Origin of the sequence: Kribbella sp. NPDC026596, from assembly GCF_040638415.1 — a bacterium.
Classification (GTDB): Bacteria; Actinomycetota; Actinomycetes; order Propionibacteriales; family Kribbellaceae; genus Kribbella.
This window is the reverse complement of the sequence record NZ_JBEZYF010000016.1, coordinates 111300-135222: the sequence shown is the minus strand read 5'-3', so window position 1 is coordinate 135222 and position 23923 is coordinate 111300. Positions and strand designations below refer to the sequence as shown.

23 protein-coding genes are annotated in these 23923 nt (G+C 67.8%); 14 read left to right on the top strand and 9 right to left on the bottom strand.

Features of this window, described 5'->3' with window-relative positions:
• Positions 1-135: 135 nt before the first annotated feature.
• Entirely contained in the window at positions 136-1884 is a 1749-nt protein-coding gene (locus AB0E63_RS16150; protein ID WP_360366061.1) for a glycosyl hydrolase family 18 protein, read from the bottom strand.
• A gap of 193 nt (positions 1885-2077) precedes the next feature.
• On the opposite strand from AB0E63_RS16150, the gene AB0E63_RS16145 reads away from it, so the two are divergent.
• A complete protein-coding gene (locus tag AB0E63_RS16145; RefSeq protein WP_360366059.1) occupies positions 2078-5074 on the top strand; it encodes a S8 family serine peptidase in 2997 nt (998 codons plus the stop codon).
• Here AB0E63_RS16145 and AB0E63_RS16140 read toward each other — a convergent pair.
• Positions 5071-5826, bottom strand: coding sequence for a helix-turn-helix transcriptional regulator (locus tag AB0E63_RS16140; RefSeq protein WP_360366057.1), 756 nt, complete (start codon positions 5824-5826; stop codon positions 5071-5073). The two genes, AB0E63_RS16145 and AB0E63_RS16140, sit on opposite strands and share 4 nt — an antisense overlap.
• Before the next feature lie 97 nt (positions 5827-5923).
• Complete coding sequence (locus AB0E63_RS16135) at positions 5924-6286, bottom strand: hypothetical protein (protein ID WP_360366055.1); 363 nt, start codon at positions 6284-6286, stop codon at positions 5924-5926.
• A 161-nt stretch (positions 6287-6447) separates the two neighbouring features.
• Between AB0E63_RS16135 and AB0E63_RS16130 the strand changes: the two genes are divergently transcribed.
• From AB0E63_RS16130 to ligD, 3 genes are all read left to right on the top strand, one after another.
• Positions 6448-7674 (top strand): helix-turn-helix transcriptional regulator, encoded by a 1227-nt coding sequence (locus AB0E63_RS16130; RefSeq protein ID WP_360366053.1) that lies wholly within the window; start codon positions 6448-6450, stop codon positions 7672-7674.
• Positions 7675-7693: 19 nt separating this feature from the next.
• Positions 7694-8821, top strand: a complete 1128-nt coding sequence (locus AB0E63_RS16125; RefSeq protein WP_360366051.1) for a branched-chain amino acid aminotransferase — start codon at positions 7694-7696, stop codon at positions 8819-8821.
• 102 nt (positions 8822-8923) lie between these two features.
• Positions 8924-9901, top strand: a complete 978-nt coding sequence (gene ligD / locus AB0E63_RS16120; RefSeq protein WP_360366050.1) for a non-homologous end-joining DNA ligase — start codon at positions 8924-8926, stop codon at positions 9899-9901.
• 6 nt (positions 9902-9907) lie between these two features.
• On the opposite strand, the gene AB0E63_RS16115 is transcribed toward ligD, so the two are convergent.
• Both AB0E63_RS16115 and AB0E63_RS16110 read right to left on the bottom strand, forming a co-directional pair.
• A complete protein-coding gene (locus tag AB0E63_RS16115; RefSeq protein ID WP_360366048.1) occupies positions 9908-10600 on the bottom strand; it encodes a CHASE3 domain-containing protein in 693 nt (230 codons plus the stop codon).
• 50 nt (positions 10601-10650) lie between these two features.
• Positions 10651-11262, bottom strand: a complete 612-nt coding sequence (locus AB0E63_RS16110; protein WP_360366046.1) for a TetR/AcrR family transcriptional regulator — start codon at positions 11260-11262, stop codon at positions 10651-10653.
• An 84-nt stretch (positions 11263-11346) separates the two neighbouring features.
• Between AB0E63_RS16110 and AB0E63_RS16105 the strand changes: the two genes are divergently transcribed.
• Entirely contained in the window at positions 11347-12705 is a 1359-nt protein-coding gene (locus AB0E63_RS16105) for an FAD-dependent monooxygenase (protein WP_360366044.1), read from the top strand.
• A gap of 38 nt (positions 12706-12743) precedes the next feature.
• The gene (locus tag AB0E63_RS16100; protein ID WP_360366042.1) at positions 12744-13415 is read left to right on the top strand and encodes a nucleoside/nucleotide kinase family protein; all 672 of its coding nucleotides are present in this window, start codon (positions 12744-12746) and stop codon (positions 13413-13415) included.
• On the opposite strand, the gene AB0E63_RS16095 is transcribed toward AB0E63_RS16100, so the two are convergent.
• Entirely contained in the window at positions 13364-14131 is a 768-nt protein-coding gene (locus tag AB0E63_RS16095) for a TetR/AcrR family transcriptional regulator (RefSeq protein WP_360366040.1), read from the bottom strand. The two genes, AB0E63_RS16100 and AB0E63_RS16095, sit on opposite strands and share 52 nt — an antisense overlap.
• 82 nt (positions 14132-14213) lie before the next feature.
• Here AB0E63_RS16095 and AB0E63_RS16090 point away from each other — a divergent pair, with 82 nt between their 5' ends.
• A complete protein-coding gene (locus AB0E63_RS16090; protein ID WP_360366038.1) occupies positions 14214-15113 on the top strand; it encodes an ATP-binding cassette domain-containing protein in 900 nt (299 codons plus the stop codon).
• Positions 15114-15121: 8 nt separating this feature from the next.
• A complete protein-coding gene (locus tag AB0E63_RS16085) occupies positions 15122-15883 on the top strand; it encodes an ABC transporter permease (RefSeq protein WP_360366036.1) in 762 nt (253 codons plus the stop codon).
• 125 nt (positions 15884-16008) lie between these two features.
• Here the strand turns inward: AB0E63_RS16085 and AB0E63_RS16080 are convergent, their stop codons facing one another.
• Complete coding sequence (locus AB0E63_RS16080; protein ID WP_360366034.1) at positions 16009-17187, bottom strand: cytochrome P450; 1179 nt, start codon at positions 17185-17187, stop codon at positions 16009-16011.
• Between the two features lie 95 nt (positions 17188-17282).
• Between AB0E63_RS16080 and AB0E63_RS16075 the strand changes: the two genes are divergently transcribed.
• From AB0E63_RS16075 to AB0E63_RS16065, 3 genes are all read left to right on the top strand, one after another.
• Complete coding sequence (locus tag AB0E63_RS16075) at positions 17283-17486, top strand: hypothetical protein (protein ID WP_360366032.1); 204 nt, start codon at positions 17283-17285, stop codon at positions 17484-17486.
• A gap of 204 nt (positions 17487-17690) precedes the next feature.
• The gene (locus AB0E63_RS16070) at positions 17691-18923 is read left to right on the top strand and encodes a histidine kinase (protein WP_360366030.1); all 1233 of its coding nucleotides are present in this window, start codon (positions 17691-17693) and stop codon (positions 18921-18923) included.
• The gene (locus AB0E63_RS16065) at positions 18908-19558 is read left to right on the top strand and encodes a response regulator transcription factor (RefSeq protein WP_360366028.1); all 651 of its coding nucleotides are present in this window, start codon (positions 18908-18910) and stop codon (positions 19556-19558) included. Before AB0E63_RS16070 ends, AB0E63_RS16065 begins: the two co-directional genes overlap by 16 nt.
• A 30-nt stretch (positions 19559-19588) precedes the next feature.
• Here the strand turns inward: AB0E63_RS16065 and AB0E63_RS16060 are convergent, their stop codons facing one another.
• Entirely contained in the window at positions 19589-20401 is an 813-nt protein-coding gene (locus AB0E63_RS16060; protein WP_360366026.1) for a PHB depolymerase family esterase, read from the bottom strand.
• Between the two features lie 124 nt (positions 20402-20525).
• On the opposite strand from AB0E63_RS16060, the gene AB0E63_RS16055 reads away from it, so the two are divergent.
• The 3 genes from AB0E63_RS16055 to AB0E63_RS16045 all read left to right on the top strand — a co-directional run bounded on the left by AB0E63_RS16055 (position 20526) and on the right by AB0E63_RS16045 (position 22808).
• The gene (locus tag AB0E63_RS16055) at positions 20526-21416 is read left to right on the top strand and encodes a MurR/RpiR family transcriptional regulator (RefSeq protein ID WP_360366024.1); all 891 of its coding nucleotides are present in this window, start codon (positions 20526-20528) and stop codon (positions 21414-21416) included.
• A 2-nt stretch (positions 21417-21418) separates the two neighbouring features.
• Complete coding sequence (locus tag AB0E63_RS16050) at positions 21419-22405, top strand: proline racemase family protein (protein WP_360366022.1); 987 nt, start codon at positions 21419-21421, stop codon at positions 22403-22405.
• Positions 22406-22484: 79 nt separating this feature from the next.
• Positions 22485-22808: a putative quinol monooxygenase gene (locus AB0E63_RS16045; protein ID WP_360366020.1), complete on the top strand. Its 324-nt coding sequence runs from the start codon at positions 22485-22487 to the stop codon at positions 22806-22808.
• 1 nt (position 22809) lies between these two features.
• On the opposite strand, the gene AB0E63_RS16040 is transcribed toward AB0E63_RS16045, so the two are convergent.
• A complete protein-coding gene (locus tag AB0E63_RS16040; protein ID WP_360366018.1) occupies positions 22810-23895 on the bottom strand; it encodes an NAD(P)-binding domain-containing protein in 1086 nt (361 codons plus the stop codon).
• Positions 23896-23923: the final 28 nt, after the last annotated feature.

Sequence of the window (23923 nt, the reverse complement as noted above, 5' to 3'; positions counted from 1 at the left end):
TCCTTCATACCAGCGCAAACCCATAAAGCGGGATCGGTAATCCACAGGCTTCGGCCCGGTCCGCGGGGGCTGGGGCACGGACCGGGCCGCCGAGGCCCGTGATCCGCGGGGCTGTGGCACCGCGGATCGACGGTCTCAGGGCAGGGCCGCGAGGTACGGCGCGTGGCTGTTCTGGAACTCCCAGTTGTAGTAGCGGTCCCAGTTGATCGACCACGTCATCAGCCCGCGGAACGCCGACGACGTGCCGCCGCGAAGCGTGTAGCCACCGCAGTTCTGCCCCTCCACCAAGCAGTCGAGCGCCTGATGTACGGCTGCCGGGGCGGTGTAGCCGTTGCCGGCGCTGACCGCAGCCGGTAGGCCGAACCCGATCTGGTCGTCCCGTAGACCAGGGAACGTCTGACCGGTGTTCGCTACCGGGAATCCGGCCTTGACCATGTCGGTCATCGCGATGTGGAAATCCGCGCCGCCCATGGTGTGGTACTGGTTGTCCAGCCCCATCACAGGCCCCGAGTTGTAGTCCTGGACGTGCAGCACGCTCAGGGCGTCCCGCATCGCGTGAATCACCGGCAGGTACGACCCGGTCCGGTTGTCGCCACCGCCCGCACCGCCGTAGAACTGGTACCCGACCTGTACGAAGAACGTCTCCGGCGCCATCGTCAGCACGAACTTCGCGCCGTACTTCGCCTTGAGCGTCTTCAGCGCCGAGATCAGGTTGACGATCACCGGTGTGGTCGGGTTGCGGAAGTCGGTGTCACCGGCGTTCAGGTACAGCGAGTGTCCCTCGAAGTCGATGTCCAGCCCGTCCAGCCCGTACCGGTCGATGATCGCGCTGACCGAGCTGACGAACGCGTCCCGGGCCGCCGTGGTGGTGAGCTGCACCTGCCCGTTCGCACCGCCGATCGAGATCAGCACCTTCTTCCCGGCCGCCTGCTTGGCCCGGATCGCGGCACTGAAGTCCGCATCGCTCTCCACGTTCGGGCACTCTGTCGCCGGGCACCGGTTGAAGCGGATGTCGCCGGAGGTGACCGACGTGGGCTCTCCGAAGGCCAGATTGATGATGTTCCACTCGGCCGGTACGTCGGCCATCCGCACGTACCCGGATCCGTTCGCGAAGCTCGCATGCAGGTAGCCGATCAGCGCGTGCTTCGGCAATCCCGTGCTGGTGCAGCCTCCCGTCGTACCTGTTGTTGCCGCCGACTTGGCCGACTCACCCACGCTGTTGTACGCCGCTACCGAGTAGGTGTGACTGCTGCACGCCACGAGTCCGCTGACGGTTGCCGTCGTACCAGTGACGGTCTGTACGACGCTCGCGCCCTCATACACGCGGTAGCCGGTGACTGTGCCTGTTGCTGCCGGCCAACTCAGGGAGATGGCGGAGTTCGTCGTACCGGTGACTGTCGGCGTACCAGGAGCGCTCGGAGCACCCGGAGTGCCGCCAGGGCCGTCAAGGCTGAAGTCATCGGCCTGGTACGCCGGTTGGCCGTACCAGCCGTGCACATAGATCTGTGCGGACGTCTGACTTGCCCCGGTAGTAAAGGAGAGGCTCAGCTGGGAGAAGTTCGCAGCGGATGGCGTCCAGGTGGACGTGCCGCCGGTGACACCCAGATAGACATAGGTGCCACGCACCCAGGCCGACAGCGTGTACGACGTACTGGGCTGCACGGACACCGTCTGACTGCACTGCGCGAAGTCGGAACTCGTAACCCCACCGTTGAGTGCATAGCCACCGGTTCGGACCGGAGTGGTGACGACCGAGCCGCCGGAGCAGCTCCAGCCGCTCAGTGACCCCGACTCGAACCCGGGATTGGTCAGGATGTTGGCGGCCTGCGCGGGCACCGTGATGCCGGCCAGGAGGACCCCGAAGACAACCGCAAGCCATCGCATAGCGATTAAGTAGAGACGCTCCATAACTACAGGTCAATGCGTCGCAGCCGTCGGATACCCGACCCTGTCCGGATCCCGACGACGGGAATGGCAGGTTTTCGCCAGCGGCTACTTGAAGCCAAAACAGTGTGCGGGCAGCGGCAGATTGGCAGGCTCTTCGGCGTCCCGCCCGCGCCTTTCGTGGAGGCATCACGTGAACCATCCGAACCTGCGCCGCCGCGCTGCTCTGCTGGCCGGCGCCGTGCTGATCACCACCGCCCTGGTGGCTCCACCAGGCTCCGCACAACCACCGGCCGAATCGGCAGCCACCTCACTGGGGCTGCCGACGTTCGCACCGGGCCGGTACGTCGTCACACTGACCGACAAGCCGGTGGCGACGTACCAAGGTGGCGTGAGCGGTCTCAAGGCGACCAAGCCTGCGGCCGGTCGCAAGGTGGAGGTCAACAGCACCGACGCCAAGCGCTACCGCGCTTTCCTGGGCTCCAAGCACGCAGAGGTCGCGGCGCACGTCGGCGCCAAGGTCTCTCGCGACTACTCGACCGCACTGAACGCCTTTACCGCCTCGCTGACCTCCAAGCAGGTCAACGAGCTCAGCAAGACAGCAGGCGTGGTTTCGGTCGTCCCCGACCAGCTACGCGTCGCCCTGGACGACCGCAAGTCGACTGACTTCCTCAAACTGTCCGGCAAGACCGGAGTCTGGAACGCACTCGGCGGTACGTCGTCAGCCGGCAAGGGAGTCGTAGTCGGCGTAGTCGACACCGGCGTCTGGCCGGAGAGCGCGTCCTTCGCCGGACCCGCGCTCGGCACGACACCCCCGACCGCAGCGAACCCCTACCAGCCGTACCGCTCTGGCGACACCACCGTCATGCAGAAGGCCGACGGCGATACGTTCACCGGCAGTTGCGAGGCTGGTGAGGAGTTCACCGCCGATCTGTGCAACACCAAGCTGATCAGCGCCAAGTACTTCGGTGACGGCTGGCTCAGCTTCGTCCCACCGGAAGCACGGGCGGACTACGTCTCACCGCGTGATGGACAGGGCCATGGCACCCACACTGCCTCGACCGCCGCAGGCAACCCGGGCGTCGACGTCGCAGTGGGCGGTATCAACTATGGCACCGTCTCCGGCGTCGCCCCGGCCGCCAAGATCGCCGTGTACAAGGCGCTCTGGGAAGGCAAGGACGGCCAGAACTCCGGTGGCTTCACGTCGGACATCCTGGCCGCGATCGACCAGGCGGTGGCCGACGGAGTCGACGTCATCAACTACTCGGTCGGCTCGATCTTCGAGTCCGCGCACACCGACCCGGTCCAGCTCGCCTTCCTGTCCGCGGCCTCGGCCGGCATCTTCGTGTCCGCGGCCGGTGGCAACTCCGGTCCTGACGCGTCCACGCTCGACAACACCTCGCCGTGGGTGACCACGGTCGGCGCGAGCACGGTAGCGCCGTACGCGGGGACTGTTGTGCTGGGCAACGGGCAGAAGTACGCCGGAATCAGCACGAGCATCGCTGCCAACACCCGTGTACACCCCCTGGTCGGCGGTCCGGCTGTGAAGACCGCAACGGCCAGCGACTCCGACGCACTGGGGTGTCTGCCCGGCACGCTCGACCCGGCCAAGACCGCGGGCAAGATCGTCGTGTGTGAGCGCGGCGTGGGCGCCCGCGTGGACAAGTCCGCCGAGGTGAAGCGGGCCGGCGGTGTGGGGATGGTGCTGCTCAACCTGTTCGACCAGGACGCGCTCGGCGACTCCCACGTCGTACCGACTGTGCACCTCAACGTGCCGGCCGCGCTGACCGTCAAGGCGTACGCGGCCGGCGGTAACGCGACCGCTGAGCTTGTGCCGGGGAACACCAGCGGCACCGGCGACCCTTACCCGCAGATGGCCGACTTCTCGTCGCGTGGACCGTCGACCTCGAGCCATGGCGATCTGTTGAAGCCGGACCTCGCGGCACCGGGTGTCAACGTGCTCGCCGCGGTCGCACCGCCGACGAACGCCGGCCAGAGCTACGCGTTCTACTCGGGTACGTCGATGGCCGCGCCGCATGTGGCCGGCCTGGCCGCGCTGTACTTGTCAGCGCACCCGGACTGGTCGCCGATGGCGGTCAAGTCCGCGCTGATGACGACTGCCGGCGACGTACTGACCTCTACTGGCGCCGTCAACAGCAACCCCTTCGACCGAGGTGCCGGCGAGGTGCAGCCGTCGAAGATGCTGGATCCCGGACTGATCTACGACTCGGGTGATGCGGACTGGCTGGGCTACTTGGAAGGCAGCGGTGTCGACACCGGCACCGGCGCACCGGCGATCGACCCGAGTGACTACAACGCTCCGTCCATCGCGGTCGGCCAACTGCTGGGCACGCAGACAATCACCCGCCGCGTGACTGCTGTGACGCCGGGGCTGTACCGAGCGACCGTCTCGGTGCCGGGCATGAAGGCCGAGGTGACACCGTCCATCCTGAACTTCACTGCAGCGGGTCAGACCAAGACGTTCAAGGTGAAGCTCACGCTGGACACCGGAGCCTCCGGTGACACGACCAGCGGCTGGCTGAACTGGCAGGGCGCGGGCAAGACTGTCCGTAGTCCCATCGCCGTGGTCCCGACGTCGGTGCTGGCACCGGCCAACGTCACCGGCTCCGGCGCCTCCGGCAGTGTCTCCTTCGAGGCGACCTCGGGTGCTGCAGGCGCTCCGATCCGTTCGTACGGCGTGGTCTCGGCTCCGCTCGTGCCAGGCGCCGTAGCCGCTGGTGCTGCGGATGCGGATCTGCCGAACTACCCGGTCACGGTGACCGCGCAGACCAAGGCCGTGCAGTGGAACATCAAGACCGTGGACCCGGCCGGCAGCATCTGGCTGGTGCTCTACAAGGTCGTGAACGGTCAGATGCAGCTGCTGTCCTTCGTGGGCGACGGCTCCAACCAGGCGTCGGCGACTGTCCCGGCACCGACCCTTGGCGTGTGGGGTGTCCTCGCGATCACGCTGACCAACCCGCCGGGCGCCGACACCACGCAGTACACGATGCAGACCAACGTGGTGGCGTCCACGTCGGGTCGTGCGCTGCAGGTCAGCCCGCCGGTCGCACCAGCGGCGTTCAAGCCCTTCCAGGTCACCGCGTCCTGGTCGGGTCTGCCGACTGACAAGCGCTCCACCGGCTTCGTCGAGTTCCCGAACCGGGCCGGGACGGTGGTGACGCTGAACTAGATCCAGCGACGCCGGGCGGCCTGAACACCCGCCTGGAACCGGGTCTGCGCGCCGAGCGATTCCATCAGCGCGCGGACCCGGCGTTGGGTCGTCCGAGGGCTGATCCGCAACCGCCGGCTGATCATGTCGTCCGTCGCGCCACCGGCGAGCAAGAGCAGGATGTCCCGGTCCGGCGCCCGCAGCGCCGGGACCTCTCCGTTGGCCAGCAGTGCGGGCATCGGGATGGCCAACGCCCACAACATCTCGAACGTCGCGATCAACCCGTCGAGCAATCCGGACGATCTGATCAGGAGGTTGGACTCGGCCGGCGCCCGCTTCGTCAATCCGATCAGCGCGGTGTGGTCATCCCCCACCGCCATCTTCATCGGCACCTGCGCCAGCACCCGGCCCACCTCGCCGGCCGCCTGCAGCTCCGGCAGCACCCCCATGATGTCCTCGGACTCGAAGATCTCCGTCCCATAGATCGCCCGGTACTCGACGCCGTCCCCGAGCCGGTCCAGCTCCAGCTTCTGCTGGGTCGAGGGCGGCGTCACGTACGGCGGCCGATCCAGCACGCGCACCTCGTACCGGGAGTTCTTCTGCAACTCCTCGTACGCGCGCAGCAGGGTCGGCCCGTCCTCGATCAGCTCGATCTGGTTGCCCTCGAGCACCGGCCGCCCCCGCGCCCCGCGCAGCTCGTCGGCGACATTCCGCAGCCGTGCCAACTGCGCATCCAGCTCGTCCAGCGGATCCACAACCGTACCGTCCGCCACTCGGCACCACCCCTTCCGCACCCGACCAAATCTCCTCAGACTAAACCGGATCAGCACGCGCCTGGCAGCGGTGTCTCACCTCACTCGGCCCGGGTGGCTACGGTCCGCAGCTGAGACACGGCCAGGGCTGACCGCAGCGGGAGCACAGGCCGTCCAGGCCGGGCCCCGGCAGCCAGACGGTGTGCACGCGTTCTGCTGGTCTCGGCGGTGCGGACGTCCTGCTCACGAGCTCGGGTGCAGTGGGGAGCCAGTGGATCTGGGTGCGGCCGCCGGCGCCGTGGACTGACAGCACAGAGTCGACCCCGCCGTCCCAGGTCGACGTGCTCGGCCACGGACCGCGCCACCTCAGCGCAACGGTGCCGTCCGACCACTCCACGCCCTCTGCGAGCGTGCCGATCCCGTGGACGCCGGAGGGGTCGGTGTGGCGGACCAGACGGAAGAGGCGAGCCTGTCGCTGCATCGTGTTCACCTCTGAACAATCGCCCAGCGCGCGCTGTGCACAACAGGTGTGGTCTGTGGGCTGTGAGAACAGCCCACACCCCTGACTGCCCCGCTTGGGCTGGTTTTGTCGGTGGGGGCTCGTAACGTCATCGACACGCACCGCAACCACCAGGCGGACCAGTGAGCGGGGGTGATCCTGTGGCTGAAACGAGTTCTGGGACAGCTATCGGAGCAAGGTTCGGCACGCAGTTGAGGCAGTGCAGGCAGGCGGTCGGCTTGAGCCTGCGGCAACTGGCAGGTCGCGTCGGGTACGACTACAGCTACCTGTCGCAGGTGGAGCGCGGCCAACGCCCGGGATCCGCCGACCTGGCGCGCCTCTGCGACCGCGAGCTCGGCACCGGCCACCAGCTGACCGACACCTACGCGGAGAAACACCGCAGAGCCACCCCAGTCGAGCCGCTCCCCCTGGATCCGTTGGGCGCGGCGTGGCATCAGCTGACCAGTGGGTACGGCGGAGAGGACGCGGTCGACGAATGCGGAGACCCCCACAGTGTTCCGCCGGGTCGGCTGTTGCCGGAGCTCGTGAGTGAGCTGCAGCTGCTGCAGGCTCGTGGGCCGGAGCACGTGGCCTCCCAAGCGGTCCGGGCCACGCGACTGTGTGTGCTGATCGCCGAGACACTGACCGGGCTCGGGGAGTCGCGCGGTGCGCGGCGTTGGTGGTGGGCCGGCCGAGCGATCGCGGACGACTCGGGCGAGGGCTGGCTCCGGAGTGAGCTGCGGGCCGCCGAAGCGGTCAGCGGGTTGGCGGAGCGGAGGCCCCTGCCGCAACTGCTGGAGCTGGCCGACGACGCGTTGGCGCTTGCGCAGCACGGACTGGTTCGGCCGAGCGCCGTTCTCCAGGCTCATGCGGTGCGTGCACGGGTGCTCGCCGCGCTGGGCGAGGCAGTCGAGGCGCACCGAGCTCTGCAGGAGGTGCTCAGCTGTTCCGATGCGTTGCCCTCGGCAAGCACGCACGACCTACCGCCGTACCAGGTGCATGGTCTGGAAGGCCGAGTGTGCACGAGCCTGGGCTACGGGACGGCCGGATGTCTGCTGCTGGGACGCGCGCTGGAGCTGTGTCCCGACGACAACCTGGGCGAGCGGGCCAGGCTGCAGGTGGCGCAGGCAGAGTGCCTAGCGCTGGAAGGAGAGGTCGCTGCCGCGCTGGCACTGGCCATGCGGGTGCTGGTCGAGCTTCCGGACGAGTGGCACACCTATTACTTGTACGACGACGCCGACCGGGTGCTGTCCGCTGCACGACAGCGTGAGCCCGGGCTGCTCGGCGTACGGGATCTGCAGGTGCTTCTGGAGCGACGGGCGTACCTGAGCGGCCGGAGTGTGGGCAGCGGGTCGTGGCCGGGACAGTGACGGGAGTAGCGTGCGGAGGGTGACAGCTGAGACGACGGTGACAGGCGCTTGGGATTTCGCGGTTGAGTTGCGGAGTGATCCGGCCAGTGCGGAGGCTCGGGCGCAGGTGCTGGCCAAGCCGAGGTTCGGGCAGGCGTTCACGGACCACATGGTCGTGGCCAACTGGACGACCGAGGGCGGATGGCAAGACGCGCGGGTGACGGCGTACGCACCACTCACGGTCAGCCCGGCCGCCGCCGTACTGCACTACTCGCAGGAGATCTTCGAAGGCCTCAAGGCGTACCGGCATGCGGATGGATCCGTGTGGGCGTTCCGGCCGGATCGCAACGCTGCCCGATTCACTGCGAGTGCTCAGCGGCTTGCGCTGCCACACGTTCCGGAGGACGCGTTCATCGCGGCGCTCCGTGCATTGGTGACCGTGGACGAGCCATGGGTGCCATCGGCCGAGGACGGCGAGACCAGTCTGTACTTGCGCCCGTACATGATCGCCACCGAGGCCGCGCTGAGCGTGCGGCCGGCTCGGGAGGTGCTCTTCGGGGTCATCGCATCGCCCGCGGGTCCGTACTTCGACACCGGCCCCAAGCCGGTCTCCATCTGGCTGACGACCTCGACCATCCGCGCAACCCCCGGCGGGACCGGTGCGGCGAAGTGCGGCGGAAACTACGCGGCCAGCCTCGCCGGACTGGCCGAGGCGGTCGCCAACGGCTGCGAGCAGGTCGCCTTCGTCGACGCGGTCGAGCACAAGTGGCTCGAGGAGATCGGCAGCATGAACATGTTCTTCGTGTACGCCGACGGCCGCATCGCGACGCCTGCGTTGAACGGTTCGATCCTGGAAGGCGTCACCCGGGCCTCGGTCGTCGAGCTCGCGAAGGACCTCGGGCACACCGTTGAGGAGCGCCTGATCTCCGCGGACGAGTGGAAGGACGGCGTTCGTACCGGTGAGATCACCGAGGTGTTCGCGTCCGGCACGGCCGCGGTCATCACCCCGATCGGCCGGGTCGCCTGGCCCGAGGGCGACCTCACCATCGGCGATCACTCCATCGACTACGGCGTCGGCCCGGTCACCCGGTCGATCCGCAGCAGCCTGCTCGACCTCCAGTACGGCCGCACCCCCGACACCCGAGCCTGGCTCACCAGACTGGCGTAGGCACGTCTCCCGATCCCACGCCTACTGCGCGGCACTCGGCGGCGTGGGATCGGGAGACGTGCCTTAGTGCGGTTTGTCCCTGGGCGCGGTTAGGTTGAGGTCATGGCTGAGTCCAAGGGGAAGGCGAAGTCTCCGGCGATCGAGCTGGAGGTTGGGGAACGCACGGTGCGGATCTCGAATCCGGATCGGGTCTACTTCCCTGCTCGGGGTGAGACGAAGCTGGACCTGGTGAAGTACTACCTGTCCGTCGGCGACGGGATCGTGCGGGCGTTGCGGGAGCGGCCGTGCATGTTGCACCGGTTCCCCGAGGGCGTGTCCGGCGAGAAGGTGCATCAGAAGCGGCTGCCGCATGGGGCACCACCGTGGATGGAAACCGTGCGGGTGAAGTTCCCGCGGTACAACCGGACCGCCGACGAGCTGTGCGTCACCGAGATCGCGCACGTCGCCTGGGCGGTGCAGATGTCGACGGTCGAGTTCCACCCGTGGAACTCGCGCCGCGCCGACACCGAGAAGCCGGACGAGTGGCGGATCGACCTCGACCCAATGCCGGACTGCCCGTTCGATCGGGTCCGCCGGGTCGCCCACGCCGCGCAGGAAGTTCTGGAGGAGCTGGGTGCGGTCGGGTATCCGAAGACGTCGGGCGGTTCAGGGATCCACATCTACGTCCGCGTCGAGCCGGCGTACGGATTCTCCGACGTACGCCGGGCCGCACTCGCCTTCGCGCGGGAAGTCGAGCGGCGCGCACCGGATGACGTGACCACGACCTGGTGGCGCAAGGACCGGGATCCGAAGAAGCTGTTCGTCGATTTCAATCAGAACGCACGGGACCACACGATCGCCGCCGCGTACTCGGTCCGCGGGAATCCGGAAGGCACCGTCTCGACACCGATCCGCTGGGACGAGATCGATGACGTCAATCCGAAGGACTTCACGATCGAAACAGTCCCGGCCCGCTTCGCCGAGCTGGGCGACCTGCACGAGACCATCGACGACAACATCTACTCCCTCGACACCCTGATGGAGTGGGCCGCCCGCGACGAACGCGAAGGCGCCGAAGAGCCCCCGCCACCCGACGAGTAGCCCGGATCAGAGTGGGTCGGCCGTCAGGATCGCCGCGAGCTTGAAGAGCGGCATCGAGATCTGCCGCACCAGCCAGTACGCGATGACAGAGCCGGCCAGCAACGCCACCACCAGGCAGCCAACCAGGATGACGACTGCTCTCGTCGCCGAGCTGGGCAGCCAACTGGTAGCGGACTGCAGTGTGGTCTGGCCAAGACTCCGGGTCTGCTGCAGCGATTCCTCGTACTGCTTACGCAACGCTCGATCCGGTCCGACCGACGCCGCGATGGCTGCTTGCTTGTCACCGGCCTGATAGCGCGCGAACTCGGCGCGGGTGGCGGTCCACCAGCGCTCGAATCCAGCACTGGATGCACTCGCCGCCCGGCGCTGCTCGTCCGTGGTCGCTACTCGCACCGCGGTCGCGAGCTCCCGGCGTACGGCGGTCGCGCTCTGGTCGGCCTCGCGCAGGTACATCGAGTCGCCGGTCAGCAGGAAGCCGCGCTGGTCGTTGGCGACGCTCTTCGCGTCCAGGGACGCCGAGGCGATCGCCGTCGCGAACGGAACGTCGTCCTTCACCCGGGACTCGTCCCGGCTCAGACTGACGACGAGGACGATCGCGACTCCGGTCAGGATCACCAGGAGCGCGAGCAGAGCGCCGAGTGCGGCCCGCACCTTGTGACCGAGCGGGATCTTAGGCTGCACGGATTCGATGTCGGCCACGATGCCTCCCCAACAGGGCCCACAGATCCTCCCATTGTGCACATGACGAGCTAGCGTGCACCGCCGGTCAGCCCGTGGTGGAGGAGGTTGGTGAGGGTTTCGATCGCGGCTTCGTCGGTGATTGTTTGGCCGTTGGGTGGGTTGACCACGAGCCAGGTGTAGGCGAAGCCCTCCATCAGGGCGTTCATCGCGGAGATCTGGACCAGCGGATCGGCCGGCGGGTTCGGCAGGTGGGAGAAGTGCTCGATCATGTGCTGGTCGTCGTCGGCCATGATCTGCTGCAGCCGACGACCGAGCTCAGGGTCGGCCATCGCGGCCTGTTTCACCGCGATCATCTCCGGCAGATGCGCCTGGTAGAACCGCCAGAACGCCGCCACGTGCCAGCGAACCGCTGACAACTTGCTGAAGTCCGCGTCGTGGCCGGCATCGTCGTGCACCGCCTCGTCCGCCTCCGCGAGCATGTCGTTCAGGAGCGCCTCGAGCAGCTCCTCCTTGCTCGCGAAGTGGTTGTAGAACGACCCCGTCGCCCGGCCCGCGGCCGCGGTGATGTCGGTGATCTTCGTGTTCAGGTATCCGCGCTCGGCGAACACCTCCCGGGCGGCCTGCTTCAGCGCCACCTCGGTCCCGGCCGCCCGCTGCCGGCGGCTCACCGCGTCCGTCACCAGGAACCTCCTTGACAGCGAACCCTAGCCAGGTTCACACTGAATCCGAATTCAGTGAATCATGATTCAGTAAAGGAGACCAGTATGAACGTCCTGATTGCAGGTGCCGGGCCGACCGGCCTGACGCTGGCGATCGACCTCGCGCGGCGGGGCATCGCCGTTCGCGTGATCGACAAGGCGACCGAGTTCTTCAACGGATCGCGGGGCGACGGACTGCAGCCGCGGACGCTGGAGGTGTTCGAGGACCTCGGCGTACTCGAGAAGGTCTTGCAGCAGAGCATCGCGATCCCGCTGATGAAGATCTACCTCGACAGCACGATGGTCGACCAGCGCCGGATGGCCGAGCCTGTCGAGCCCACCCCGGACATCCCGTACCCGAACGCCCGGATGCTCGGCCAGTCGCGCACCGAGAAGATCCTCCGCGACAAGCTGTCCGAGTACGGCGTTGCCGTCGAGCTGGACACCGCGGTCGTCGGGTTCGCCCAGGACGACGACTCGGTGACCGCCGAGCTCTCCACCGGCGAGACCGTCGCGGCGGACTACCTGGTCGGCGCGGACGGCGGCCGGAGCTTCGTTCGCAAGCACCTCGGGATCGCGTTCGAGGGGACGACGGATGAGTCGATCCGGACGCTGCTCGGCGATGTCACGGCCGATGGGCTCGACCACGAGGTCGGCTACTGGTTCGCGACCAAGGAGAACCCGATGGCCGGAATCGCGATGACTCCGCTCTCCGGTGGGGACCAGTTCCAGTTCGGCGCTCCCCTCGACACCGACGACGCCGACACCTCGATCGAAGCCCTGCAGGAGCTGGTCGATCGGTACGCCGGTCCCGGTACGGCGAAGCTCCGCGACCTGACCTGGTCGACGGTGTGGCGCCCGAACGTACGCCTGGCCGAGCGGTTCCGGGTCGGCCGCGTCTTCATCGCCGGCGACGCGGCGCACGTGCACCCGCCGACCGGAGGTCAGGGCCTGAACACCGGCGTCCAGGATGCGTACAACCTCGGCTGGAAGCTCGCGGACGGTCGTGAAGAGGTACTCGCGACGTACGAGACCGAGCGCCGGACGAACGCCAAGCGCGTGCTCGGGATCAGCGAGGACCTGCTGCAGAAGCATGTCGACGGCGACGAGTCCGCGATGGAGCGCGGCGAGAACACTCGCCAGCTCGACGTCTCCTACCGCGACCTGTCGGACACCCGCCCGATCGCATCCGGCGACCGCGCCCCCGACGCTCCGCTAGTCGATGCCGCAGGCAACAACCTCCGCTTGTTCGACCTCCTCCACGGCCCCCACGAGACGCTCCTGCGCTTCTCCCCCACCACCCCGGCCACCCACCCCCACACCGTGGACATCGGAACGACGTACAGCTCCCCGGAAGCGTTCGCCCACTACCACGCAACCGCCGGCGACGAGATCCTGATCCGCCCCGACGGCTACCTCGCCTGACAAGCGGCCGGTGCGGCGCGCGGCCCTAGGATCGGTGGGTGCTCACACTGGATCCGGCCGCCGCCTACGACCGTGCCGTCGGCCTCGCCACCCGCAGCTCGCGATCGCTCCTGGGGATTACCGGGGCGCCGGCGGCGGGAAAGTCGACGTACGCCGAGCAGCTCGCGGCGAAGCTGACTGCGGACGGGCACACGGTGGCGCTCGTGCCGATGGATGGGTATCACCTGGCGCAGTCGGTGTTGGAGGAGTTGGGGCTGGCGGCGGTGAAGGGGGCGCCGCACACGTTCGACGGGTATGGGTTCGTCGCCTTGCTCAGAAGGTTGAAGGAGGCCCCGGACGAGCTGATCTGGGCGCCGCGATTCGATCGTGGGCTGGAGGATTCGATCGCCGCGAGTATCGGGATCGCACCGGAGGTCACGCTGGTCGTGACCGAGGGCAACTACCTGCTGCTCGACGAGATGCCCTGGGCAACCATCCGCACGCTGCTCGACCAGTGCTGGTACGTCGAAGTGCCCGAACAACTGCGGCACGAACGACTGGAGGCCCGCCACCGCCGGTACGGTCGATCACCCGAGGAAGCCCATGAACGAGCCTTCGGTTCCGACGAGCGCAACGCCCGCCTGATCGCCGCCACCGCGCCGGCAGCGGACGCGATCATTCAGCTGGACTGGCACACCCGGTCGATGAAGGCGGCGACGCCGTCCAGGTAGAGCTGGAGGCCGAAGTCGAAGTCGGCCTCGTTGTCTTCCTCGAAGCTGCCGACCTCGTCGAAGACGCCGGCTTCGACGGTGCGGGCGACCGCCGGGTAGACCCGGGGGTCCGCGACCCGCGCCAGGGTGGCGCCGAACTGCTGGAAGGCCGCCGGGTTGTCGGCGTACCCGCGGGCCAGATCGAAGGCCATCCGGACCTCGCCCTGGACGTAGGTGATCAGGCCCATCACGATGCCGACTTTCGCCTCCTCCGGCAGACCGGTGTCCTGCAGCGCGGCGAGGGCGGAGTCGAACCAGGCGAGGTTGTTCGGGCCGGCCGGCGGGCCGGAGATCGGGATCCGCGCATACCACGGGTGTCTGCGGATCGCGGTCAGCACGTTGTCCGCCCAGAACGTCAGACCGGTCCGCCAGTCGATCCCGGCCGGCGTCGGGTCGGGGCGCTCGATCGCGGCGTCCGACATCAGCACGAGCAGGTCGTCCTTGCTCTTCACATGCCGGTAGAGCGCCATCGTCGAGTTGCCCAGCCGCTCGGCGACCCGGGCCATCGAGACCGCGGCCAGGTCGTTCTCCTCGTCGGCGATCTCGATCGCGGCCCGGACGATGTCGTCGAGGGTCAGTGACGGCTTCGGCCCGCGCCGGGGCGTCTCCCGCAGGCGCCACATCAACGCCACGTCGGCCGGCAACTCCGGCAACTCGGCCTTCTCTCCCGGGTCCACCAGATCAGTTTAGGGGTTGTCAAGCTGTATTGCGTACCTGCTACGCTATTTAGCGTATCTAATACGCAGTAAGGAGGGCACAATGATCGTCGAGGCAGCCGGACTGCGGAAGTCGTTCGGCGCGACCGAGGTGCTGGCCGGCGTCGACCTGCAGGTCCGTGCGGGTTCCGTGCTCGCCCTGCTCGGTCCGAACGGCGCCGGCAAGACCACCACCGTGCGGATCCTGACCACCCTGACCAGGCCGGATGCCGGCGACGCCACCATCGCCGGGTACGACGTACTCCGCGAGCCGGCCAAGGTCCGCGGAGTGATCAGCCTGACCGGGCAGTACGCCGCGGTCGACGAGAACCAGACCGGCCGGGAGAACCTCGTGATGGTCGGACGCCTGATGCATCTGGGCAAACCCGCGGCCCGGCGCCGGACCGGTGAACTGCTGGAGCAGTTCGGACTGACCGACGCGATGAACCGGCGAGTGAAGACGTACTCCGGCGGGATGCGGAGACGACTCGATCTGGCGATGAGCCTGATCGCGCGACCGCGGGTGATCTTCCTGGACGAACCGACCACCGGGCTGGACCCGGCCAGCCGGTCGACGATGTGGGACGCGATCGGCGACCTGGTCCGCGACGGCACCACGATCCTGCTGACCACGCAGTACCTGGAGGAGGCGGACCGGTTGGCCGACCGGATCGTGCTGCTCGACCACGGCCGGGTCGTTGCCACCGGCACCGCTGACGCGTTGAAAGCACAGATCGGCGGCGAACGGATCGAGCTCCGCTTCCGCACCGAACCCGAGTTGCTCAAGGCAACCGGCGTACTGGACGGGATCGCCGGCCAGGACGTGCTGAGCCTTCCGTCGGACGGTACGGCGGCACACCTGCATCACGTACTCGATGTCCTCCGGGACAACGGGCTGCAGCCGGAGCGCGTGTCGTCACACCGGCCGACGCTCGACGACGTCTTCCTCGCGCTGACCGCTTAGGAGCAGACATGTCACTTCAAGGAATCTTGGACGCGGTGACGATGATGGATCGCAGCGTCCGGCTCGCGCGGCGGAACGTCGACACGTTGTTCGCGTCGATCCTGATGCCACTGCTGATGATGGCGCTGTTCGTGTACGTGTTCGGTGGCGCGATCAACACCGGCACTGAGTACATCAACTACGTCGTCCCCGGGATCCTGCTGCTCACCACCGGATACGGCGCCGCGTCGACGGCGATGGTGGTCGCGGACGACATGACCAGCGGGATGATCGACCGGCTGCGCTCGCTGCCGATCCGCAGCTTCGCCGTACTGACCGGGCATGTCACCGGGAGCGTCGCGCGGAACGCGGCGTCGACGGCGATCGTCATCCTCGCCTCGCTGGCGATGGGATTCCGGCCGGCCGGGTCCGTCGTCGACTGGCTCGCCACGATCGGGCTGCTACTGCTCTACGTCCTCGCGCTCTCCTGGCTCGCGGCGGGTCTCGGCGTCATCGCGAAGTCGGTCGAGTCGGCCAGCACACTGAGTTTCTTCATGCTGTTCCTGCCGTACCTGAGCAGCGCGTTCGTCCGGCCCGAGACGATGCCGTCGTGGTTGCGGCCGATCAGTGAGCACCAGCCGATCACGCCGGTGATCGAGACCGTGCGCAGCCTGCTGATCGGAACGCCGCTGGGAAACAACGGCTGGATCGCGCTCGCGTGGTGTTGTGGTCTACTCCTGTTCTCGGTCACTCTCGCTACTTCGTTGTACCGGAAGCGAACCAGCCGCTGAGCGCAGAGTTGGCACCGTTCGACGGATGAGTTCGCCGATGACCCCCTGGCCTTGTTAACGTCAAAGTCCCCCCCAACGTGTGGTGGTCCCACTCCCCCCGGGACCCACACGGACAAGCGCCCCGATCATTGATCGGGGCGCTCTGTTTTCGTCATCACCGGGAGCTCGAGCAGACCGCGCGTACGGATCGTGTCGCGCCAGCGCAGCTCGGACCGCGGTACGGCGAGCGACAACGAGGGAGTGTGGTCGAGCAGCGCCTCCAGCGCGATGGCGACCTCGAGGCGGGCCAGCGGCGCACCGACGCAATAGTGGATGCCGTGACCGAGCGCGAGATGGCCGCCGGCCACGCGATCGAAGTCCACTCGGTCCGGATCGGCGAACCGCTCCGCGTCACGGTTCGCCGACGACAGCCCGAGCAGCACGGTCTCCCCCGCCGGGATCACCACACCACCGATCTCCACGTCCTCGACCGGAAACCGCCTGATCGCGAGCGGCGCGGGTCCGTCGTACCGCATCAGCTCCTCGACGGCGCCCGGCAGCAGCGACCGGTCCCGCAGCAACTGCTCCCACAGTGCCGGGTCGTCGAGCAGTGCGAGTGTCGCGTTGCCGATGAGGTGTACGACGTTCTCGTAGCCGGCGAAGAGGATCAGGAAGACGAGTGACGTCAGCTCGTCGTTGGTCAGCCGGTCGGCGTCGTCCCGCGCGGCGATCAGATCACTGACCAGATCGTCGCCGGGCGTCGACCGCTTGCTCTTGATCAAGTCGCCGAAGAACTGCAGCATCGCGCCGATCGCGGCCCGCGCCTCGTCCGGACCGGGCGGCGCGAGGATGGTGTCGGTCCAGGCCCGAAAGTCGGTCCGAATCTCCTCCGGTACGCCGAGCAGATCGCAGATCACGGTGATCGGCAGTGGTGCCGCATACTCCGCGACCAGGTCGGCCCGGCCCTCTCGTACGACGGGTTCCAGCAGAGCGCGCGCCGTACGACGGATCGGATCGGCCAGCGCGACGACGCGAGCCGGTGTGAAGGCTCGGGTGACCAGGGTCCGGATGCGGGTGTGGTCGGGCGGATCCAGGTTGAGCAGGTTGGCGTCGAGGGCGGGCGGGAGGCTCAGGCCGCGGTAGTTCCCGGGCAGTGCGTTCCGCTTGTCGACGGACAGCCGTGGGTCGGCGAGGGCTCGGCGGACATCGCCGTACCGGGTGACGAGCCAGGAGGGACTTCCGTCGGGTCCGGCGATGCGGTGGACCGGTCCGGAGAGGCGGAGGGCGGAGTAGGCGGCGTACGGATCGCTCGGAGTGATCGTCACCGCGCCAAACTAGCCAAAAACTTGTCGAGGTGGTGTCGATTCCGGCCGGCCTGATCCGACGTATCAGTAAGAGCGACCAAAAGGAGAGGGTCAGAATGAACACCACCGCTACCACCGAGAACCTGATCATCACGATGCTGGCCGAGGGCAGCCCGGTCTGGTTCGTCGCCGGCATGGTCAACATGCGCAGCCACGACGTTTACGAGATCGGCCGAGCGGCCGGCTACCCCGACAAGGCGAAGCTGCGCCGGGCCGTCTGGGCCGCGAAGAACCGCAACCGCGTGCCGCAAGCTGCCTGACACCCCTTGTCCAGGTCGCTCTACAGCAAACGCCAGCCGCTGCTGCCCCCACCGGGCACAGCGGCTGACGTCTGTTTTGGAGGCCGGGTTGCGGCTGGATACACAGTGGGGTGGGGGTAGCCCTACTTCAGTGCTGATCTGGCCGAAATGGCTGCGCGAATGGTGCACAGTGAAATCACCAACCGTAGCGAGGAAGAGGTTCCGATGGCGTGGGTAGCGAAGGCCGGTGTGGGGTTCGTCCGGGCGTGCATCGTCTTGGCGATCAGCGTGCTGGTGCCGGCCGTGTGGGCTTCCGCCGTGGTGGTGGCGATCTGGTGGCGGAACCCGTGGACCTGGATCGCGCCGGTTGTGTGGGCCGGCATCGGCACTCTCCTGCTCCTCCGGCCGGTCTGCCGGATGGTCCGTACTCTCGTCGCTCGATGGACCGGCACGGTGATCCCGGCCGACTACCGGGAGCTCGGGACAGTGGTGCAACTGTCGACGGGTTACTGGTGGAACGGTCACTCGTACGAGCGCAGTCGCCGGGATTCCGAGAAGGATCTGGCGATGCGGGTGCGCTGGACGGATCCGGCGAACTGGCGGGACCTGCGGTTCGCCGCGATCCTGCTGGTCACGGCCGGACTGGCCGCCGCGATTCCACCGGCCGGCGTTGTCGCGGCGGTCCTTGGGTTCGCACAGTCGATGCCATTGCTCGGAGTCGTCGGCTTGGTGGTGGCGGTTGCGAGTGCGCCGTACGCGTGGCGAGCCTTGGGGCCGATCGCCGTACGGTTCCTGCGCCCGACGCCGGCGATGGCCCTGTCGGACCGGGTCGAGGAGCTCACCGCGCAGCGTGCGGACGCGACGATCGCGCAGGCTGCCGAGATCCGCCGGATCGAGCGAGATCTGCATGACGGAGCCCAGGCCCGGCTGGTCGCTCTCGGTCTGTCGCTGGCGACGGCGGAGAAACTGATGGAGACCAACCCGGCCCAAGCCAAAGCCCTGTTGAAGGAAGCCCGGGTCGGCGCGGCCACCTCGCTGTCCGAGCTGCGCGAACTGGTCCGCGGGATCAACCCACCGGTGCTGAACGAGCGCGGGCTCGTGGACGCCGTACGAGCGTTCGCCCTGGACAGTCCGCTCGAGACGGCGGTCAGCGCCGAGGGCGAGCCGCGCCTGGATCCGCCGATCGAGTCCGCGCTGTACTTCGGGATCGCCGAGCTGCTCACCAACGCGGTCAAGCACGCCGAGGCGTCCCAGGCGCAGATCACGATCGTTGCCGACAGCACCGGCATCGTGGCCACGGTCGAGGACAACGGCCGGGGTGGGGCCGAGGTGAATCCGGCGGGCGGGCTCGGCGGGCTGCGCCGGCGGCTCGCGGCCTTCGACGGGTCGCTGGAGATCACCAGCCCGCTCGGTGGGCCGACGCGTGCGAGGATGACGATGCCATGCGAATCCTTGTAGCCGAAGACCTCTACCTGCTGCGGGACGGGATGGTTCGCCTGATCGAGGCCTACGGACACGAGGTCGTGGCGACGGCGACCACCGGGCCCGAGACCCTTGACGCGCTGCTGAAGTGGCGGCCGGACGTGTCGATCATCGACGTCCGGATGCCACCGACGCAGTCGGACGAGGGGCTGCGGGCCGCCCTCGCCGCACGCCGCGAGGTGCCCGGCCTGCCGGTTCTGATCCTGTCCCAGCACGTCGAGCAGCTGTACGCCCGCGAGCTCCTGACCGACGGCGCCAGTGGCGTCGGCTACCTGCTCAAGGAGAGCGTCTTCGAGGCCGATCAGTTCATCGACGCGCTGGAACGGGTCGCCGCCGGCGGTACCGCGATGGATCCGGCCGTCATCTCCAAACTGCTCTCCAACGGTACGGCGAACAAGCGGCTCGACCGCCTCACCGAGCGCGAGCACGACGTCCTCGGCCTGATGGCCGAAGGCCTGTCCAACCAGGCCATCCGGCAACGGCTGTTCCTCAGCGAGAGCGCCATCGGCAAGCACACCACCTCGCTGTTCACCAAGCTCGGCCTCACCGACGACGACACGAGCAACCGCCGAGTCCTCGCCGTACTCACCTACTTGGGCCTTACCGGCTGACTCCTCAACCCCGCCCTTTCATTTCTTTCTTTACCGGTTCTTGAGCTGGTCCGTGAGGAAGCGTTCCACCGTCGGCAGGATCTTGCGGCCCGAGTGAGCGGCACCCTCGACCAGGTCGAACGTGATGTCCAGCCCGTGCGACCGGTAGTTCTTCTCCAAAGTGCGAAGCCGCTCGATCCGCGTGCTGCCGGTGAGCTCGGCGCCATCCATCCAGTTGGACTCACCGGGGTTCATGATCTCCCAACTCTCCACGTCCTCAGTGCCGACGACGAGCTGGATCGGCACCTTGCGGAGCGCGTCGAAGTCGATCGATTGCCCGAACTTCTCCTCGAACCCCTTCGTCCCCAGCCACCACGGCAACGTGTCGTCCAGCTGGGTGATCCGCCCGGGCGCGCCGATCGATACAGCGGCCAGGCGCTCCGGATGCAGGTAGAGGAAGCGGTGCGTGAACTGCCCGCCGCCGGAGAACCCGTGCAGGTAGAACTGCTCGGCCGCCACCGGGTACCGGGAAGCGACCTCGTCCACGATCGCCAGCAGCATCCGGTCGAACCTGATCCCCTGGTACTCGATGAACTTGAAGTTGTGCAGGTCCGTCGGATCCACCAGCCCCGCGGGGAAGATCGGCGTCAGGATCACCACGCCCTGGTCCTCGGCGAAGTCCTTCAGCTGGTTGCGGTAGTTCGTCGCCGACCGGGCCGTGCCGTGCTGCACCACCACCAGCGGCGCCTGGTCGTCGTCGGTCAGCCGCTGCGGTACGTACAGGCAGTAGTGCAGCCGCTGATCCGCCTGGGACGCGAAGATCGGCGTCGCGCCACGCTGGTAGAAGGTCGAGGTATCCGTCATGAACGTCCTTCGGGTGATGGTGAACGGCGGCTCTCAGCGCAGATCCGCTTCCCTTACGATGTGTTACAGATCAGGGTTGCGCTGGATGATTTGTTACAGGGCGATGGGAACGGATGATACACATATGGCCGATGAGGTAACAGGGGTTACGAAGAATCCTGCGCTCGCTGAGCTCCGCCGCCGGATCCGGGAGCACTGGGACGAGTTCACGCCCGCGTCCCGCGCGGTCTGCCGGTCGCTGTCGGAGATCTCGCCGGAGCGACTGCTCTACCTGTCCGCCCAGGAACTCGGTCAGGCGAGCAAGACCAGCAACGCGACCGTGATCCGGACGCTGCAGTCCCTCGGGTACGCCGGCCTGGCCGAGCTGAAGGATCTGGTCGCAACGCCGTTCCAGCACCAGAGCCGTCGGGAGGAACGCCTGCGAAGCCGGATGGAAGCCACCGGCGGAGACCCCAAGCACGTGTGGGACCAGGTGATCACCGAGGCGATCGAGCGGATCGAGTACCTCAATCAGCACATGTCGATGGACGGGTTCCGGGAAGCGGTCCGGCTGGTGCTCGACGCGCGGGAGGTGGCGACGTACGGGTTCGGCGCCAACTACGTCGCCGCGGAGCACCTGACGCTGAAGCTGCGCCGGTTCGGACTCCGCAGCCGCTGCATCCAGACGGCCGGGTTCCGCCTGGCCGACGACCTGCTCGCCGTCGGCTCCGACGACGTGGTGATCGTGATCGCCCCCGGGCGGCTCGTGATCGACGCGGAGATCGTGATCGACCGGGCCCGCGCGGTCGGCGCCGGCATCATCCTGCTCAGCGAGCAACTCATCGCCGAGCGGCTGGCGGACGACGTGACGGTGGCGATCCACGTCCCGAACACGGTCACCGGGATCACCGCCGAGGTGCTGACCACCATCGTGACCACCGACGCCTTGGCCCAGGCGGTCGCGGCGGCGGACACCGAGCGGACGCTGGAGTCCGCGCACACGCTCGAGTCGCTCCGACAGCAACTGGGGTTCTGACCATGGACGCGGTGAGCGTCGTCGACTACCACACGGCCGGTGAACCCTTCCGGATCGTGACCTCCGTGGACGTCCCTGGTGCGTCGGTGCCCGACCGCCGGGTCGCGGCCCAGTCGTCCGGCTCGATCGACGCGGTTCGTCGTCTGCTGGTGAACGAACCGCGTGGCCATGCGGACATGTACGGCTGCTTCGTTGTCCCGGGCAACGATGACGGCGCGGACTTCGGCGTACTGTTCTGGCACAAGGACGGCTACTCGACCGCGTGCGGGCACGGGACGATCGCGCTCGGGACCTGGGCCGTGGAGACCGGGCTCGTTCCGGCCGCGGCCGACGGCGCCACCGACGTGGTGATCGACGTGCCGTCCGGCAGGGTCGTTGCCCGGGTCACCTGTTCCGGCGGCGCCGTCACGGGCGTTGCCTTTCGCAACGTTCCGTCGTACGTCGTGGATCGTGCGGTGCCGGTGTCCACCTCACGGGGTGAGGTGGTGGCGGACATCAGCTTCGGCGGAGCCTTCTACGCCTCGGTCCCGGCGTCGTCGGTCGGGCTCGCGGTGCAGCCCTCGTCGTACTCCGAGCTCGTCGCGATCGGGCGCGAGATCAAATGGGCGCTCAACTCGGTGGCCGTCCACCCCACGGATCCCCGGCTGAGCGGCCTCTACGGAACGATCCTGTACGACGACCTAGGCTCCGTGGACGGCAATCCGCACCAGCGCAACCTCACCATCTTCGCCGACGGCGAGGCCGACCGCTCCCCCTGCGGCTCCGGTACGTCGGCCCGGCTCGCGCTGCTCCACGATGAGGGCCTGCTGGGTCCCGGGCAGGTGTTGCACCACGACTCCATCGTCGGCACCACATTCCTGGGCCGCGTGGTCGAGGAGACCGCCGCGGGGGTCATCACCGAGGTGGAAGGCGCCGCCTACCGCACCGGCACCGCCACCTTCACCCTCGACCCCCGGGACCCGGTGGGGACCGGCTTCACCCTGCGCTGATCTCAGATTGCGACGACGGCACCGGGGCGGTGACCGATAGCATCGATCCGGTCCGATCGATTCAGCGGAGGTTAGCCTCATGATCTTCATTACCGCCAAGTTCCGCGTGAAGCCCGAACACGCCGACAACTGGGCCTCGATCACCGCCGACTTCACCGCGGCCACCCGCGGCGAGTCCGGCTGCCTCTGGTTCGACTGGTCCCGCTCCCTGGACGATGCGAACGAGTACGTGCTCGTCGAGGCCTTCGCCGACGACGACGCCGCCAGCGCCCACGTCACCTCGGCCCACTTCAAGGCCGCCCAGGCGCACCTCCCCCCGCACCTGGTCGAGACCCCGCGCATCGTCAACTTCAAGCTCCCCCAGAACGACTGGTCCGAACTGGGCGAGCTCGAAGTGAAGTAGCTCAGAGCCCGCTGGGCGCCTCGGTTCGCGTCGTCCGCTGGGCGAGGTGGCGGACGACGTACGCCGCGTCCTTGCCGACTCCGCCGACGGTGTGCGAGTTGAACATGTACTCGAACTGCTGGCCGAGGACGTAGAGACCGGGTTGCCCGGTCACGGCGCCGCGCTCGCTGGCGAGGCGTCCGGTCGAGTCCAGACCCGGCAGATCGATCCAGCTGAAGCCGGGGGTGAACCCGGTGCACCAGATGATGCTGGCGACATCGAGCCGTACGCCGTCCTCGGTCTGCGGACGTCCGTCCACCACAGCCTCGATGCGGGCGACCCGTTCGATGCCGACGGCAAGCAGATCCTTCTCCTTCTGCCGGATCAGGAACTCGCTGTGGCCGGCGAGTGACTCCGCCTGGATCTTGCGGCCGGGCTTCTTCTCCTCGGTCAGGATGTGCTCCCACACCCACCAGATCACCGGGAAGAAGACCTTGCCCTGCCAGGTGCGGGTGTCGATCGGGATATAGCCGACGTTGCGGCCGGACAGCAGCACCTTGTGGTCGGTGGCGACGTCGATCCCGATCTCGGCTCCCGAGTTCCCGGCGCCGACGATCAGCACAGTGCCCGGCTGCAACTGCCCTGGGTTGCGGTAGTCGGCGGAGTGCATTTGCACGATGTCGGCCGACAACTCACTCGCGAAGGCAGGGGTCTTCGGCACCCGGTGGTACCCGGTCGCCAGGATCACGTTCCGGGTGAGGAACGACTCCGGCCCGGCGGTGACCCGGAAGCCGTCGCCTTCGCGGAACAACCCGTCCACGTGGGTCCCCAGGCGGATCGGGAGCTTGAACTGCTCGGCGTACCGCTCCAGATAGGCCACCATCTCGTCCCGCGACGGGAACCGATAGTCGCTCCCGAACTTGACTCCTGGTAGCCCGTCGTGACCGGCCGGCGTGAACAGCGCGAGCGAGTCCCAGCGCTCGAGCCACGACCCGCCGACGCGATCGGCGGCATCCAGGATCACGAACGGCTGACCCCGCTGCGCGAGGTGGTACCCGGCCGACAGACCGGCCTGGCCGGCCCCGATGACTACTGTTTCGTACTGCATGGTTCCTCCTTCGGTTGTTTCGAAGGTA